Origin of the sequence: Paenibacillus sp. MMO-177 (genome assembly GCF_037147795.1) — a bacterium.
Taxonomy (GTDB): Bacteria; Bacillota; Bacilli; order Paenibacillales; family Paenibacillaceae; genus Pristimantibacillus.
In genome coordinates, this window is the sequence record NZ_JBBCUR010000005.1 from 139,930 (window position 1) to 156,576 (window position 16,647).

The following is a 16,647-nucleotide window of genomic DNA, read 5'->3' on the forward strand; positions in this document are numbered from 1 at the left end:
CTCCTTTCTTTAATCCGTTATATATACGCGCCTTGGTACTCCAGCTCATGCAGCAGGCTCCATACCTCATGCCGCGCCTTTACAAACTCCGGATTGGAGCGGATATCCACATCATCCAGCCGGTGCTTCAAAGGAATATCGACGATCTTCTTCACCGTACCCGGACCGGGAGTCAGAACAACAACGCGTTCTCCCAGGTATACCGCTTCGTCAATGCCATGCGTGATGAAAATAATCGTTTTTTTCGTTTTCTGCCAGATCCGAAGCAGCTCGCTTTGCAAGGTTTCCCGCGTCTGCGCATCAAGCGCCGCAAACGGCTCATCCATTAACAGAACATCCGGGTTAAAAGCAAGGCTTCTGGCAATCGCTACGCGCTGCTTCATGCCTCCGGACAACTCATGGGGATACCGGTTAGCGAAGGCGCTCAGCCCGACTAACGACAGAAAATGCTCCGCTAATTCCCTCCGTTCATGCTTTGGAATACCTTTTGCCTCCAGTCCGAACTCAATATTCCCTCTTGCCGTCTTCCAAGGAAATAAAGCATATTGCTGAAAAACAATGCCTCTGTCGAGGCCGGGACCGGTAATTTCCTTCCCGTCCATGTAAATCCGTCCGCTTGTTGGGAGCGATAATCCGCTAATAAGGTCAAGAAGAGTTGATTTTCCGCAGCCGCTTGGACCCACTAAGGTAATAAACTCGCCTTCCTTGACGGTAAAGCTTAAATCCTTAACCGCCGTAAATGGCTGCGTCGCCCCTTTTTGTTTCGGATCGCGCACGATAAAGCTTTTTGCCACATTCTCGAATCGAAGCTTTTCTGTTGCCGGCATTTCTCTCACCCTTTCTCTTTAGTCCGGTAAAAACAAAAAAGCGCAGCCGACCGCAACAAGTGCTGGTCTTCTGCGCTTCCAGTTGCCCGGTCAGCGGTTCGTTTGGTTGGATGATTCATCCAATAGGTGACATTTAATACCAAGTAAAACCATGAGATTAATATAGCATAAACCTTTTGGTTGTCAATATAGGACATTTAGGCCAATTTTAAAGCCCCAAGCAAGTTGCCCGACCTCTGCAACAATTTTCCGAAATCGCAAAAACCCCGCCTTCTCCAAGGCGGGGCTGACGTTCCTATATGCAATTATTGACGGCTTAAAAATGCCGCAACTTCGGCGAGGCGCGAGGCGTAGCCCCACTCGTTATCATACCAGGCTGCAACGGATAAAAGTCCGCCCTGTACATGGGTCAGCGGCAGATCGATAATCGAAGAATGGGAATCGCCTACGATACGCGAGGAAGCCCACTCCCCTTCCAGCACATCAAGAACTCCGTTAAGCGGTCCTTCCTGCGCGGCTTTGCGGAACATATCGTTAATTTCCTGGGCGGTACACGGCTTTTCCGTAACCAGATTCAGCTCCGCGATACTTCCGGTACGTGTCGGAATCCGGTAAGCTTTACCCGTAATTTGCAGATCCGGCCAAATAAACTTAAGCGCCTTTGCCGCGCCCGAAGAAGATGGAATAATATTTTCCGCGGCTGCCCAGGAATCCCTGCGGTCTCTCATCGGCTGATCCGTCAGCGACTGGGTATTCGTATAGGAATGTACCGTCGAGAATAAGCCGTATTGAATGCCGAAGTTTTCCCGGACCAGCTTAACAACGGGAGCGAGGGCATTAGTCGTGCAGCTCGCCATGCTGATGATTTTGTGCTTCTCCGGATCAAAGCTGTCGAGATTGATTCCTTTCAGCAATACCGCATCGCAATCGTCAAGGGTTTTGCTTGGTCCGCTGACGAGAACGCGTTTCGCGCCGCGCTCCAGATGAAGCTCCGCTACCTGTCTTGTCACCGCGCGTCCCGTACAGTCGATAACAAGCCCAACGCCAAGCTCGCTCCAGTTCGGAATTTCCTGAGACGAGTTCAAATAAAGAATGGAACGGCCGCCGATTTTGATCGTTCCCTCTGTGCCTGCGACTGTCTCCGGCCAACGCTTGTAGTTCGTATCGACTTCAAATAGAGCCGCAAGCGTCGCTTCGTCTTTAATATCCGAGATGGATACCGGTACAAACAGCTGGTTCTCCAAAGCTACGCGAAGAAGTTGTCTTCCGATCCGTCCAAAGCCAAAAATAGCAATATTGTTCATGTTCTGCTCCTGCCTGCGCATCGTGGGCGCAATCAATTTTTTTACCGTTAAAAAAAATTTAATGGCTATTCCTTCAGCCAAGCGTTTGCCAGCAGCATCGCTCCGCGGGCGGCCGCCGTGTCTGCCAGGGCATTAAGCATAACAAAATCGTGAATCGTTCCCTGAAAGCGCGCCTGCGTAACCCGCACGCCAGCCTCGCGAAGCTTATTGGCGTAAGCCTCGCCTTCATCGCGAAGGACGTCCGCTTCCCCCGTAATGATTAGAGCTTGCGGCAAGCCTGCAAGCTGCTCGGTTGTGGCGCGCAGCGGAGAGGCATAGATCTCCTCCCGTTCTTCGCGGTTTGTCGTATACTGATCCCAGAACCAAGTCATAGCGTCCCGGCGAAGGAAATAACCCGTCGCGAATTCCTTGTAGGATTCGGTCTCGTTACCCGCATCCGTTACCGGATAGAACAGCAGCTGCTTATGAATCTGAGGTCCTTTGCGTTCTTTGGCCATAAGCGTTATGGCCGCCGTCATGTTGCCGCCAACGCTGTCTCCGGCCACGTAAAGACGGCTCGTATCGAGGCCATGCTCTTCCCCGTTCTCCGCTATCCACTGAAGGGTTGCATAAATCTCTTCGATCGCGGTCGGGTATTTGGCTTCCGGCGACAAGCTGTAATTCGGGAAAACAACGGCAGCCTCCGCCCCAACCGCCAGCTCGCGGATAAGCCGGTCATGCGTATGGGCGTTGCCAAACACCCAGCCGGCGCCATGGATATAAAGAATGGCAGGGAGCTTCTTAGTCGTATCGGGAGTGCGGAGAATGCGGATAGACACTTGCCCGCTTGGTCCTCCCTCAATCGTCAGATCGGTGATGTCGACAGGCGGCTTCGCAATATCTCCGGCTTGAACGTCATCTACCGTTTCCCGGCCCTTTTCCGGACCAAGGTCGAACAAATAAGGCGGATTAGCCGTATCCTGAGCAAATTTTAATGCCTCCGGCTCCAGCACGACTTTGTTGCTTGCGGTTTTTTCTGTCATCTCTACCTCTCCTCACATGATTGGATTGCATCCGATATGCACTTCTTCCTATATTTAATCACCGCTATGCGAGGAATTGAATCCGGTGATGTTCTCATATAGGGAAAGGTTTGTCATCAATAGTGTAGGATAAGATGTCGTCAGAATATAGTGATAATTTTACTATTTTATGGTTAGGAAAAGTCCTATGATTTGTAAAATTTATATAAATAAAAAAACCGGTACGACTGAACATATCATCAGCGGACCGGTTTTATTGATTTTGCTGGAACTTAGCCAAACGGATGAGCCGGATCTCCTGTAAACAGAAGGACAACCGCGGCCTTTGTTTACGACGTTGTCCCAATCAAAATACTTTCACGACCAGGTTAGGAATGTTAACCTGGGACCGCAGTAATCCGATATTCGTATCCCTGCAGTCCAATGTTATTCTCCCTTTGCAAAACCGTGCATTGGATTCGGATATCGAACGTCTTGAAGATTACTTGAATCGTTTTGCAGTCGTTGGATTAAGATATCTTTTCCATAACAGCTCTCTTTCATTCTTGAAAATCTTGAGACCGAAACAACGAAAACTCCTTGATTATCAAGGAGTTTTCGCTGCATGGTCCGGAGTTATAGCTTGTATTCCGGCGTATAAAACTCGGTAAGAAAGCGGTAAAACAATTGCTCCGTCGGAAGCAATTTGCGCTGCGTCGGACAGATGATCCCTATGCTTCGAGTAACCGTGGGATCTGCCAGCGGAATTTTAACCGTCGATTGCGGGATATTCTCGACCAAGGTAACCTCAGGCATAAGGGCAATCCCGAGTCCAGCCGATACCAGCCCTTTCAGCGCATCGATGTCATCCCCTTCAAAGGCGATATGGGGCGTAAAGCCAATTTCGTTGCAGGCATTCAGAACGATTTTACGGAAAATCGTCCCTTCAGGGAGCGTGACAAAGGACTCGTCCTTGATCTCCGACAGTTGTATGCTGGACCGATTGGCAAGCGGATGATGGACGGGCAGCAGCGCCACAATCCGTTCCGTAAAAAGCAGCTTTTGCTGAATATGCTTATCCTCTTCAGGCAGCGGGGCAATCATGGCCAAATTAAACTCGCCGTTGATTACACCGTCAATCAAATCGCCGTAAAGGGCTTGTCTCATCTGAAACTTGGCTTCCGGGTACTGTTTGCGAAAGGCATAAATCGCCTTTGGCAGGACATGCGCGGCTAAGCTGATCGGGAATGCGATACGCACGACCCCTTTTTCCGGATCCAAATATTCCTTTACTTCCCGCTCCGCCTCGTTCATCATGTGCAGCATTTGTTCCACTCGTTGCAGCAGAATCTTCCCTATTGGCGTCAGCTTTACTCTCCGGCCGTTCCGGATAAATAAATCGACCCCTAATTCGCTTTCCAATTGGGCCAGCTGCCTGCTGACAGAGGATTGCGCAACATGCAGGACGTTGGCGGCATCAGTCACATGCTCTCTCTTTGCAACTTCCATAAAATATCGCATTTGTCTAATTTCCACTAAACTCACCCTATCCTTCATGCGCAAAACGCATCAACTTTATCCTATCTGAATATTGTTGCGATTAAATATTTAATATTAATATTAAACTACTAAATTAAAAAAGAGAAATGAATATGTTTTCCTAAAACCTTGAGGGAGTGTTGTCGCGATGAGTATCGTAAAAGAAGTGGAACAAGCGAACACGGAAGCTGCTCACAGCTATATTGATGATCTGTTTGAAACGGTGCAAAAACGCAATCCGGGAGAAGTTGAATTTCACCAGGCCGTGAAGGAAGTATTCCTGTCCCTGATTCCCGTACTCGCCAAACAGCCGAAATATATCGAGCATGCGGTCCTCGACCGCCTGGTTGAGCCGGACCGGATCATTTCGTTCCGCGTACCTTGGACGGATGACAATGGCAAAGTACAAGTAAACCGCGGTTTCCGCGTTCAATTCAGCAATGCAATCGGCCCTTACAAAGGCGGCTTGCGCTTCCATCCATCCGTAAACGCCAGCATTATCAAGTTCCTCGGGTTTGAGCAAATCTTCAAAAACTCGTTGACCGGCCAAGCGATCGGCGGCGGCAAAGGCGGCTCCGACTTTGATCCTAAAGGTAAATCGGATCTGGAAATTATGCGCTTCTGCCAAAGCTTCATGATGGAGCTCAGCAAGCATATCGGTCCGGATACGGACGTACCGGCAGGCGATATCGGTGTTGGCGCAAGAGAAATCGGCTATATGTTCGGCCAATACAAGAAGCTGGTCGGCGCTTACGAAGCCGGGGTTCTGACAGGTAAAGGGCTTGGTTACGGCGGAAGCCTTGGCCGCAAAGAAGCAACGGGTTACGGAGCCGTATACTTCGTTGAAGAAATGATGAAGAGCGTAGGCCTTGGCTTTAACGGAAGCACGGTAGTCGTGTCCGGATCGGGCAACGTATCCATCTATGCTATCGAAAAGGCTATTCAGCTCGGCGCAAAAGTGGTAGCCTGCAGCGATTCCAGCGGTTATATCTATCATGAAGCTGGCATTAACCTGGATACCCTCAAACGCCTGAAAGAAGTCGAAAACCGCAGATGCAAAGACTATGTTCTCGAGCATCCGGACGCAATCTACGTGGAAGGTTGCTCCGGCATCTGGTCGATTGCCTGCGATATCGCGCTTCCATGCGCAACGCAAAACGAGATTGACAAGGCTTCGGCTGAGCTGCTTGTCAATAATGGCGTAAAAGCGGTTGGCGAAGGTGCCAACATGCCTTCCACGCTAGAAGCTATCGATGTCTTCCTGGACAACAAAGTGCTGTTCGCTCCAGCGAAAGCGGCAAATGCAGGCGGCGTGTCCGTATCGGCTCTGGAAATGGCGCAAAATAGCGCAAGACTGTCCTGGACGCTTGAAGAGGTAGATACCAAGCTCCAGCAAATCATGCACAACATCTATACGGCGAGCATGAAAGCATCCGAAGCTTACGGCGTGCCAGGCAACCTGGTTATCGGCGCTAACATCGCCGGCTTTGTAAAAGTTGCCGACGCGATGATCGCACAAGGCGTATAGGATTTAGCAAATCAAGAATAAAAGCAGCAAAAAACCTCTTCTCCTTTGTGGGGAAGAGGTTTTATTTTTCATCCGAGCTATTGTTTAACGACTTGTTTCATTAGACGAATTTCCTTGAATCCCACAAATCTCTTGTTTGCCTCATCCCATAGGCGAAAACGTATCGCTTGCAGGCTGGAGGCTATCGTTATCGTAGTCACCTTATGCAAGGCAGGCGTCTTCTCATGCGCTTTTTCCAAGTAATAATTCGGTACTCTTGGACTGAGGTGATGGACATGATGAAAACCGATATTCCCTGTCAGCCACTGAAGCAGCTTGGGCAGCTTGTAATAAGAGCTTCCGTCTACCGCTGCCTTCACATAGTCCCAATCCTCTTCCTTCTCGAAGTAGCTATCTTCGAATTGGTGCTGGACATAAAACAACCAGATCCCGGCTGCGCCGGAGAGATAGAAGATCGGAATTTGAACCAGCAGGAAGGCTTGCCATCCAATCGCCCAACACAGCAGCGCGGATAATCCCGCAAGAGCCAGATTCGTCAAATACGTATTGAGTCGTTCTTTTGTTTTGGCATTTTTCCGGTTGAACCTGTTCTCGATGAGCATCGTGTAGAAAGGCCCAAGAACAAACATTACGAAAGGATTCCTGTACAGTCTGTACCCCAAACGCTTCCAGAAGGAAGAAGTTAAATACTCCTCTACCGTTAGAATCCATACATCACCGGTTCCCCGTTTATTTAAATTGCTGCTCGTAGCATGATGAATCGAGTGCGCATGCTTCCATTGATGAAAAGGATGAAAGGTAAGAATGCCCGTAATGGTTCCAACGATTTCGTTTAGTCTCTTGCTTTTGAACAGCGACTGATGACAGCAATCGTGAAAAAGGATGAAGATCCGAATAACGAATCCGGCGGCCACAACAGAAATAGCAAGCGTAAGCCAATAAGAGACATCAAGCGCCCAATAGGCCAAATACCAAAGCAGCACAAACGGCAAAATGGTATTCAAGATCTGTAGTATGCTGGTCCTGGCATGCGATTTTTCATAAGGAGCCATGTCCTTTTTTAGTTGACGTACAGTTGGAGTAGGCATAATGTTCCCCTCTGTCCCCATGGACTTCGTATATTTGTTGGTACATCAACTCTTTATTCTTTTGACCCCAAAGTAGTACATGCTAAGCGGCCACCATAGAATGGCGAAGATCGGATAGATCGCCCATATGGCATCCGGCGAAGAAACCATGTTAACCGTAATAAAAAAGGCAATCATCAACGCGCTGGCAGAGATCGAAAACGGGTAGTACTGCTTTTTCCGGACATAATACAAAGCGAGCGGCCACCAGATTACGGCAAAGGCAGGATAAATCGCCCAAGGATATTCAGGTGACATTACAGCATTCAGGATCGCATAATAAATCGTCACGCTTATGCCCGAAATTATGGCGAATGTTAACGTCTTTGCTTTGGATCCGCTATATATCGTTACCGGCCACCAGACGAATGGAAATATGGCGTAAACGAACCACGGAAACTCGGGAGATTCCATGTAATTGATTGTAAGCAGAAAGACGATGACAAGCAGACTTCCGAGCAAAGAGTACAGCCTGTAATAGCCCTTTCTTACGGATGCCAGACTAAGCGGCCAGAATAACAACACAAATGCCGGGTAAATAAACCAAATTTCACTCGGAGATGTTAAGAAATTTACGATCAAAAAGAACAAGATACTCATCAAGCTGCCTACTACGGCAAATCCAACTTGCTGCTTATCTATCATTAGGTCGACCTCCTCACCTTAAGCGCAACCAATTAAACACCATGGACAACGGCCACCAAAGCACGGCAAATGTCGGGTAAACGAACCAAATCACATCCGGTGTATAGTAGAAATTCACGAATACAACAAGCGCGATAATCAGAAGGCTGCCCCAGATCGAGAAGCCAAGATTTAATTTGGCATTGTTCCTTCTAGTAGGAAGCTTGTGTCCAAGCTGCTGCTTAATCTCCTCGATGTCTCCGAACTCGACAATCGCTTTATTGATGGCATCCTCTTCTTCCTTCCCCTGCTCCATCAGATCGAATACCTTCTCCTGGAGATTGGCCACAATTTCCTGTTTGATCACTTTCTTCTTCTCGCTCTCCGGAATTCCCTTAAACAATTCGTCTACATGCTGCTTTATCGATTTCAATTCAATCCCTCCATGAACACGTCGATAATTCCCTTGATTTCTTCCCATTCTTTAACCATTTCCCGTAAGTAAGCCTTGCCAAGCGTTGTTATTCGGTAATATTTCCTCTGTCCTCCGTGAGAAACATCACCGTAATAAGACTCGATAAGGTCTTTGTTCTCCAGTCTTTGAAATACCGCATACAAGGTCGCTTCTTTAATCTGGAATCTGTCCTTCGTCCGCAGGCTGATCTCTTTAGAAATTTCATATCCGTACCGATCCTTCTCCAGGATCAGGCGCAGGATGATGGGATCCAAATGCCCGCGAATAATGTCGCTCCTAATGATACTGAGCCCTCCTTGACCTAACTATTCTATCTGATAGAGTAATACTAACCGAAATTACTCTATGTGTCAAAGTAATTAAGGATTATTGAACTTGGGCTATCTGCGCTGACCGAGAAATTAAGAAGTTCTTCATAAATTTGAACACCGGATATTAAGATTTTCCAATTATAATGAGTGAAAAGGTAAATAGAGGGGGTGAGTGCGATGGAGCAAAGCGTGGTGCTGGTAGTTGATGACGATAAGGAAATACGCGATGCGATTGAAATTTATTTGAAGCAGGAAGGCATCGCCGTGTTAAAGGCGAAGGACGGCCTGGAAGCATTGGAGATGCTGGAAGCCAATTCGGTGCATCTTATCATATTGGACATAATGATGCCACGATTGGACGGTATAAAGGCAACCTACAAAATCCGCGAGCAGCGCAATCTTCCGATTCTCATCTTAAGTGCCAAAAGCGAGGACAGCGACAAAATACTGGGACTCCATGTAGGCGCGGACGATTATATGACCAAACCTTTTAACCCCATGGAGCTTGTTGCGCGGGTGAAATCCCAGCTTAGGAGATACGTTACCTTCGGCTCCTATGAAGGGGCAAAAAAAACCATTAACCTTCGGGGTCTCACGCTCAACCAGGAAGCCAAGGAAGTGACGGTGAACGGTGATGCCGTAAAGCTGACACCCATCGAGTACAAAATCGTGGAGCTGCTGATGACAAATGCCGGACGAGTCCTCTCAATCCATGACATATATGAGCGAGTCTGGAAGGAGCCGGGCTATAACGCGGAAAATACGGTAGCCGTCCATATCAGAAAAATCCGAGAAAAAATCGAGATTGACCCAAAAAATCCAAGATATCTGAAAGTGGTGTGGGGTATTGGATACAAAATGGAGAAATAGGACACATGTTGTCCTCTATGCACTCTTGCTGGTTATTGGCCTAAGCGGGCCTTTAACCTTACTGGATCAAGGCAGTCGCTACCTTCACCGTGATTATTTCCATACGCAAGAGTTCCGAGCGCAACTGGATCAATTCACTGCCACGTTGAACTTATTTGAGCTTAATTCGATCTCGAAGCAGGAAGCTAAATCCGCCATCACGGTGGAAAGAGAAGAAATCGCGGATTACCGCAATCAACTTGGTCCTCTTACCGAACAGCTTAATGCATTCCGGGACGAATACGAACCCCTCATTCAAGACGCGCTTGCTGTCGACAACAACACGGCCGCCGATTATTACAAAGCGGAAAGAGAACGCAAGACAGCCGATCTTATAAAGTTGTTCCAGGATGACGACCGGGTCACCGCTCTCGTAAGAGAAAACAAAGAGCAGCGTATAGACAGCTACTACAGGCTACGGGAAGCCTACCGTTCGGAATTCAACCATTTCTATGACCAGTTCGACTATTACTTATGGAATTCGTCTACAGGTGTTGTCCATTCCAGCCTAAACGCTCAAAATGAACAGGCTGCGCGGAATGAACTATATTCCGGTGGTCATGTATATGTGACGGACTATACCGTAGATATTACAAATTCGCTGCATGACTTGATCGGAGCACATGAGCTGCTGGATTCCTCCCTCCTGCCATATCAGGGCTGGATCGCGGTTCCGAGAAACAGTCCCCAGCAGGAATTGGCCAAGCAATATCGATGGGAGCAGTTCTCCCTGTTCGCCTATGTCCTGGTTGGCGGTATTTTGCTTATTGTAGGCGCAGCCCGATTGAAACGCGGTTTGTCTATCCGTGTTGAGACAGGCACTGGGTCTAACATCTATAACAAGCTGCCAATAGATATAAGGAGCGCATTGTTCATCGGAACCTCCGCGCTTGTTGCAGGTGTACTTGTGAATTCGGCGGGCTATTATCCTTCCCTGTTTCAATCGCCGTTGCTCTATTCCGGCAAGCTGCTTATTGCATTCGTAGTTGCGGCGATTGGCCTGGCCTTGACCATTCAGCAGGGGAAGCTTCTAGCTAACGGAATGCGGAGCTGGAACGAGGTGAAAACTGAGTGGGCGCGCTCCCTATTGAATCGAGCATTTACTCGTGCAAAAGCTGGCGTCGCCCAAATAACGACACAAGTAAAGAACTCCTTCCTATACAAAAGCACCGGAGTAAGGCTCTTCTTATTCGCTTTTATATTTGCCGGAATGGGTTTTGCCGGAGGATGGGCGGCTGTCGCTTACTTCTACTACAGCGATTCCTTCTACTTCCTGCTGGCTCTAATTATGGCGGTTGCTGGAGTTGCCGCGTTTATGCTGTCCATCAGACAGCTCGGATATTTGAACTTGCTTGCCCTCGCTGCAGATGAGCTGGCCGCCGGCCGGATGCCGGAGGCGGTTCCCCCATCTGGAAGCGGCGTGCTTGCTTCATTGGCAGACAATATTAACGCGCTTAGGCAAGGCGTCCGCATCATGCAAAACGAACAAGCAAAAAGCGAGAGGCTGAAGACGGAGCTCATAACCAATGTCAGTCATGATCTGCGGACTCCCCTTACCTCCATTATTACGTATGCGGGACTTCTCAAGTCAGGGGAAGCAACCATGGAGGAACGGGCAGCTTACGCCGAGATTATTGACCAGAAATCGAAGCGGCTAAAGACGATGATTGACGATCTGTTCGAAGTATCGACCATGACTAGCGGCAATGCGAAGCTGCTGCTGGAACGGACGGATCTGGTTCAGCTCATGCAGCAGGCGCTGGCAGAATATAAAGAAGGAATGGACAGCTCCGATATTCAGTTCCGTTTCTCTCTGCCGAAGGAACCGGTCTATGTCTCGGCAGACGGGCAAAAGCTGTGGCGGGTATTCGATAACCTGATCGGGAATATGTTAAAGTATTCTCTTGCCCATACGCGTGCTTATATCTCGATGCAGCTGATAGATCATGAAGAGGTTGCGATTATTTTCAAGAACGTATCGAAGTTCGAAATCAACGATAATGCAGACGAACTCTTCGAGCGCTTCAAACGAGGAGATACTTCACGCCATACGGAAGGATCAGGCCTTGGGCTGGCGATCGCGAAATCGATTATCGACCTTCACGGGGGCCGCCTGACGCTCGAGACCGATGGTGATTTATTTAAAGCTACGGTTATGTTAAAGGTTGCGTTTTATTCTTAAGCCCGTTTCCTTGCCATAACAAGGACATGCGGATGCTGGTACGACGGATTTTTTCCCTTCTCGTCTCGTCGGAATCCGTAAAAAAGCAAGCATCGACGGCAATGCTGAGCAATGCCTCTTTCGCTGCTTGGGATGCATATGGCTCTTGCTGGATAAGATAGTGGCAAATCTGATAGCAATAGCTCTCATACCGCCGCAAGATACCGATTTTTACATGCCGGTCCATAGAGAAATGTTCTCCCTTCTCCTCCTGTACAATCTAATCTATAGGATAAGAAAAACTATTTAATAAAACCTGAGGAAAAACCTTAAGTTTTTCTTAAGAAGATACTGGAAGAAAAAAGCTCCCCGCACAGGAACAGGTTTATTCGCCTGATTGCCCGCAGGGAGCTTCTTTAACTTCTTTATTAATCGCAGCTTGAGCCCGAATCCGACCCCGATGAGGAATCGCTGGAAGGCGAATGGCTGCTTCCATGATCATGATGGTGATGATGGCCGTGATGATGGCCGTGATTGTGATGGCGATGGATATCCTCATCCGAATGGTTGTTAATCAGGTGAGAATTCAAATTCGAATCTACCGTGGAATGTCCCGATCTTCTATATACCCCGGAGCGGTTTCCTCTTTGATTGGAGGTTCCCGTCACGTTCGAAATGATGATGAAGGAAGCCGCTACAATAACGATGACTATCACAATGGACAAAATAATTTCCCTCCTCATTTTATATCCATATTTTACCTGTAACTTACTCATAAGATCAATGCTTTTTTTGCAAAAAAATACGACAGCCGGTCATCGTGACCGGCTGCCGCCGAGTTAGATACAGTTTCTAAAACTACATAAAACTGAGCCATAACTTAAGCTATACTTACTCTGCTTCGCTGCAGTTTCCGCCTCACTTCCAGCATGAGAACGTTTAGGCTTACCCAAACGCCGCCAAATACGTAACCTGCGGCTACATCGCTTGGATATTGCAAGTTGAAATAGATGAGGCTGATTCCTAACAAGAAGCATAGAAGCGCCGCGGCAGCAATCAGGACGAAATGAATGATTTCCTGGCCGTAATGCCGCACAATCAGAAAGACGCAAAATCCCAATACGGTAACGGCCGTAAAGGTATCCTCGCTTGGAAAGGTGTTCATGATTGGAATGCCGGAAGAGACGGGACCCGTCCGATGAAAGACCATGCGAAGCCCTTCGTTTAGAACGACGCCTCCGGCAATCGTCCAGCACAAAAATAATATTTCCAGCAGCTTGTTATTCCCCTTGAATCGAATAACGATCAGGGTAAGGGCAATCACCGGGGCAAAGAGATAAATGCTGCCTATCTGAAGGAAATCCTCCATCAGGTCATGCCAGCCGGAGCCGATAATCATCAAGATCAGATAATAAGTCACCTCGTCAAACTTCCCGAACTCCTGCGCAGCATAATCTTGAATCATTCCGAACATTAGCGAGAGAGATAATACGAACGCAGCAAAGGCAGCGATCACCAGATATTTTGCTTTCCCCAATGACCTTACCTGGCGAACACCTCCGCCGACCATATCCAGCAGAAACGAGATGATCCGGTACTTATACTTCTTCAAGAGATTGTAGATCACAAACAGCAGACCCGAAGCAATTGCAAAGATAATCAAATAACGGTTCACCGTGGAGTGGTACGCTTCCCATTTGGGCCCTAGCACTTTTCCGAGCGAGATAAATAAGCTGACCCAAAAGACAGCCCCGGAATAAGCGTAAATCGCATACCGCCGAAACGGCATTCGGGTTACTCCGCAGAAGTAACCCGTAATATGTCTGACGCCCGGTAGGAAATAAGCGATAAACAACAGCTTATCGCCATATTTCTCAAACCAGACCGTTAAGCGCTCCATTTGTTCCTCGCCCATATGGAACCGATGCCCGTATTTCTTAATAAACGGTTTGCCCAACCAATAACCTATCCAGTAGGAGAGCGTTATTCCGGCGGTTACGCCTGCCGATGCGGTCAGAATGCTAAGAAGCCAGCTCAGTTTTTTCTCAAACACCAGCATTCCCGCATAGCTCATCATAATCTCACCAGGAAGAGGCAAGGCCAGCATTTCAAGGCATAATGCGATAAAAATAATTCCGTAACCATACTGTTCAAGCCATGCTGCGATATCGATGATGTATACCCCCTTGCTTCTTCCATTATTGTAAACCGGATATCAGCTGTTCATCCTGATAAAGGATTCCGATTTTCGCACGGCTCTGCCCTGCATCCATTCGTAAATATTCGGAATCATGAAGAAGCTGTTTAATGTGGAGGTAACCATACCTCCAATAACCACAATGCCAAGCACCTGAGATATAACCGTATCCGCGCTATGCGAGAGCGCCAGAGGAATCAAGATCAAGATCGTGGTGCCCGCCGTCATAAAGATTGGACGAACTCTGGACAAGCTGCCCTGCATAACCCGTCCCGGAGCTCCATTCCTTCTTTTTGGTTCCGCTCGATCTTATCGATAAGCACAATACCGTTCGTAACAACAATCCCCGTAAGCATTAACACGCCGATAAATGCCGCAAGATTCCACTGGCCATGAATCGCATACAAAGAGATGACGATGCCGGACAAAGCAAGCGGTATGCTCAGCAATACGGCAATCGGCGCCTTCCAGCCTTTAAATACCATGCTGGTGATAAGCAGCACAAGCAAGATGGAAACCGCAACGGCGATAGCAATCTCGATAATCATCTGCGTGACCTGCTGGGTAATTCCGCCAAGCGAATAGCTGACTCCTGCCGGAAGATGTATATCCTTTAAGGTTTTTTCCACATCTTTGGATACCTTGCTCATATCGCTCGAAGTAATCTGAGCTTGAACGACAGACACCGGCTCGCCGGCTCGCTCCTGAATGGAAGATAATGCGTTACTTTTTTGCATCGTTACAAACGAATCGAGCCGGTAAGCTTTTCCGCCGCTGCCTTTAACGGTCTCTGCCGCCAAGGAGGCAAGTACCTGTTCCGGGGAATACACCGGTACGGATTGGCCGGTCGCTGCTCCCTCTTTGACCGAATCGATATACACATCCACCGGAATCGTACCCGTTCCCGTTGATGTCGAGATATCAAAGTCCTTTGCTTTGGACGTATATCTGAGCAGCAGCTTATTTACCTGATCCGGATCGATTCCGGCAGCAAGCGCCTTATCTTTATCTATCGAGAGTTCGTATTTAGCCCATTGCTTTCAATACCGCCGTTGTTGCGAGCAGGGAGATTGGCAGCGTAACGGCAATCAACAAGGTAGAACGCACATTCCGGAAGAAGAATAAGACGCAAAGCATGGAGAACACGCAGCCTAATAACCCTTCCCGGACAAGGACACCATTAAGGTTGTGTTATTAATGCCGGGAAGATAGTCCCTCTGCATTTGTAACGCCGATACGGCCCCCCACGCCAAGATTAATACGACGCTAATTTAAATAATGGCTGATCTTTGCATAATGGCTTCTATGATTCGCTTCATTAAGAACTCTCCTCTCCTGTCTATATAGGGAAAGACTCCGGTATGGGCGGAATTGTTCATTCGCGAAATAAAATATTTTCGCTTCCAATATACGGGTTGTACAATAACTAACAAAAACGGCTGCCGTGGTACATGATGCCCGGCAGCCGTGTTGCATTTTTCTATCGATTTCCGTTCGTTCTTCCCACTCTCCGTACAACGAATCCCCCTGTTATTAACACCAGAAAAAGAAGAAGGATGAACCCGTACTTCCTTATACGATTGTTACCTAAAGGCAAACCGCTTGAATGCTCTTGCTTCGGACTTGGTTGTCCGAGATCTGACCGGATGACCATGAAATCCAGTTGATCTTCTTTGGATTCCTTTAGATGCCGGAACAAAATTTCCGCCCTATAATCACCGGTTCTCAATCTTGGGGCATTCCGGATTTCAACGCTTTGTTCCTTTTCAGGTCCAAGAGTAACCTTCTCCAAAGCGACGGCACGGCCGACACGTTTATACCGATATTCATCCTGACTGCCGTTATAAGCACGATTCACCTGTACGGAAAAATCGCCCGTTAAGGCTTCCTTGCTTTTATTCCGTACTTTTATATAAATAACAGGCTGACCATCGGACGTAAGACCGTAATCATAATGCTCGATTACCATGTCCGAGACGGATGCATGAGCGGCGGCCGGTTCAATCATAATCGTATCCGCTTCTTAAGGAACAGCCAATACACCAGCCACCCTGCGACGAGGAGCGCAATCACGTAGCTGACCGGATGCATGTACTTCTCCAGCAAGTCGGCATTGGCTCCCCCTTTGTATCCGGCATAAGCCAAGGCTACATTCCACGGAATGCAGCCTAAGAAGGTGAACAACAAAAACTTGGAGAACTTCATCTCGGCGATTCCGGCCGGCAACGAAATGAAAGTGCGGATAAAGGGCAGGTTTCTCGCAAAAAACACACTGCTTACTCCATACCGGGCGAACCACCGCTCGGCTTGGATAAGATGGGAGTTTCTAAAGAAAACATATTTGCCATACTTATTAAGAACTTTTCTCCCGCCAAGCGCGCCGACATAATAGGCGATTACTGAACCCGCCACATTGCCAAGCACGCCCGCAATAACGACCGCCTGCCACGATATCGTACCGTTTGCCGCCGCCAAGCCTCCGCTTAGCAAAATAACTTCGCTTGGTATCGGTATACAGGCGCTCTCCAGCACCATTCCGATAAATATACCGTAAATGCCTACCGCATCAATAAGTTGAACCGCTATATTCGATATCCAATCGATAACGCTGTGCATTATCCTGCCACTCCCCTTTCGAGACCAT

At 48.1% G+C, this 16,647-nt stretch carries 15 protein-coding genes and 2 pseudogenes; 3 read left to right on the forward strand and 14 right to left on the reverse strand.

Annotated elements, in window-relative coordinates; translation table 11 throughout:
* Positions 1–17: 17 nt before the first annotated feature.
* The 4 genes from WFK81_RS18815 to WFK81_RS18830 all read right to left on the reverse strand — a co-directional run bounded on the left by WFK81_RS18815 (position 18) and on the right by WFK81_RS18830 (position 4,668).
* Positions 18–827, reverse strand: coding sequence for an ABC transporter ATP-binding protein (locus WFK81_RS18815; protein ID WP_336787934.1), 810 nt, complete (start codon positions 825–827; stop codon positions 18–20).
* Positions 828–1,132: 305 nt separating this feature from the next.
* Positions 1,133–2,131, reverse strand: coding sequence for a type I glyceraldehyde-3-phosphate dehydrogenase (locus WFK81_RS18820; protein WP_336787935.1), 999 nt, complete (start codon positions 2,129–2,131; stop codon positions 1,133–1,135).
* A gap of 65 nt (positions 2,132–2,196) precedes the next feature.
* Entirely contained in the window at positions 2,197–3,153 is a 957-nt protein-coding gene (locus WFK81_RS18825) for an alpha/beta hydrolase (RefSeq protein ID WP_336787936.1), read from the reverse strand.
* A gap of 615 nt (positions 3,154–3,768) precedes the next feature.
* Positions 3,769–4,668 (reverse strand): LysR family transcriptional regulator, encoded by a 900-nt coding sequence (locus WFK81_RS18830; RefSeq protein ID WP_336787937.1) that lies wholly within the window; start codon positions 4,666–4,668, stop codon positions 3,769–3,771.
* 151 nt (positions 4,669–4,819) lie between these two features.
* Between WFK81_RS18830 and gdhA the strand changes: the two genes are divergently transcribed.
* Complete coding sequence (gene gdhA / locus WFK81_RS18835) at positions 4,820–6,199, forward strand: NADP-specific glutamate dehydrogenase (protein WP_336787938.1); 1,380 nt, start codon at positions 4,820–4,822, stop codon at positions 6,197–6,199.
* Between the two features lie 77 nt (positions 6,200–6,276).
* On the opposite strand, the gene WFK81_RS18840 is transcribed toward gdhA, so the two are convergent.
* The 4 genes from WFK81_RS18840 to WFK81_RS18855 are packed head-to-tail and all read right to left on the reverse strand — an operon-like array spanning position 6,277 to position 8,709.
* Positions 6,277–7,287 carry a fatty acid desaturase gene (locus tag WFK81_RS18840; RefSeq protein WP_336787939.1) on the reverse strand — a complete coding sequence of 337 codons (1,011 nt, stop codon included), beginning with the start codon at positions 7,285–7,287 and terminating at the stop codon, positions 6,277–6,279.
* Between the two features lie 45 nt (positions 7,288–7,332).
* Complete coding sequence (locus WFK81_RS18845) at positions 7,333–7,971, reverse strand: hypothetical protein (protein ID WP_336787940.1); 639 nt, start codon at positions 7,969–7,971, stop codon at positions 7,333–7,335.
* Between the two features lie 13 nt (positions 7,972–7,984).
* Entirely contained in the window at positions 7,985–8,383 is a 399-nt protein-coding gene (locus tag WFK81_RS18850) for a permease prefix domain 1-containing protein (RefSeq protein WP_127496082.1), read from the reverse strand.
* Complete coding sequence (locus WFK81_RS18855) at positions 8,380–8,709, reverse strand: PadR family transcriptional regulator (RefSeq protein WP_127496115.1); 330 nt, start codon at positions 8,707–8,709, stop codon at positions 8,380–8,382. Before WFK81_RS18855 ends, WFK81_RS18850 begins: the two co-directional genes overlap by 4 nt.
* Before the next feature lie 204 nt (positions 8,710–8,913).
* Between WFK81_RS18855 and WFK81_RS18860 the strand changes: the two genes are divergently transcribed.
* Positions 8,914–9,606, forward strand: a complete 693-nt coding sequence (locus tag WFK81_RS18860) for a response regulator transcription factor (RefSeq protein ID WP_336787941.1) — start codon at positions 8,914–8,916, stop codon at positions 9,604–9,606.
* A 145-nt stretch (positions 9,607–9,751) separates the two neighbouring features.
* Entirely contained in the window at positions 9,752–11,827 is a 2,076-nt protein-coding gene (locus WFK81_RS18865; RefSeq protein WP_336787942.1) for a sensor histidine kinase, read from the forward strand.
* A gap of 407 nt (positions 11,828–12,234) precedes the next feature.
* Here the strand turns inward: WFK81_RS18865 and WFK81_RS18870 are convergent, their stop codons facing one another.
* From WFK81_RS18870 to WFK81_RS18900, 6 genes and pseudogenes are all read right to left on the reverse strand, one after another.
* A complete protein-coding gene (locus WFK81_RS18870) occupies positions 12,235–12,531 on the reverse strand; it encodes a hypothetical protein (RefSeq protein WP_336787943.1) in 297 nt (98 codons plus the stop codon).
* Between the two features lie 155 nt (positions 12,532–12,686).
* Positions 12,687–13,982, reverse strand: a complete 1,296-nt coding sequence (locus WFK81_RS18875; RefSeq protein ID WP_336788263.1) for a VTT domain-containing protein — start codon at positions 13,980–13,982, stop codon at positions 12,687–12,689.
* Between the two features lie 39 nt (positions 13,983–14,021).
* Positions 14,022–15,016 (reverse strand): annotated as a pseudogene (locus tag WFK81_RS18885) (efflux RND transporter permease subunit).
* Between the two features lie 13 nt (positions 15,017–15,029).
* Positions 15,030–15,161 (reverse strand): annotated as a pseudogene (locus WFK81_RS18890) (hypothetical protein); the annotation flags it as partial.
* Positions 15,162–15,483: 322 nt separating this feature from the next.
* The gene (locus tag WFK81_RS18895) at positions 15,484–16,011 is read right to left on the reverse strand and encodes a hypothetical protein (RefSeq protein WP_336787945.1); all 528 of its coding nucleotides are present in this window, start codon (positions 16,009–16,011) and stop codon (positions 15,484–15,486) included.
* Positions 16,008–16,622 (reverse strand): DedA family protein, encoded by a 615-nt coding sequence (locus WFK81_RS18900; RefSeq protein ID WP_336788265.1) that lies wholly within the window; start codon positions 16,620–16,622, stop codon positions 16,008–16,010. The genes WFK81_RS18895 and WFK81_RS18900 overlap by 4 nt, the downstream gene beginning before the upstream one ends.
* Between the last annotated feature and the right edge of the window lie 25 nt (positions 16,623–16,647).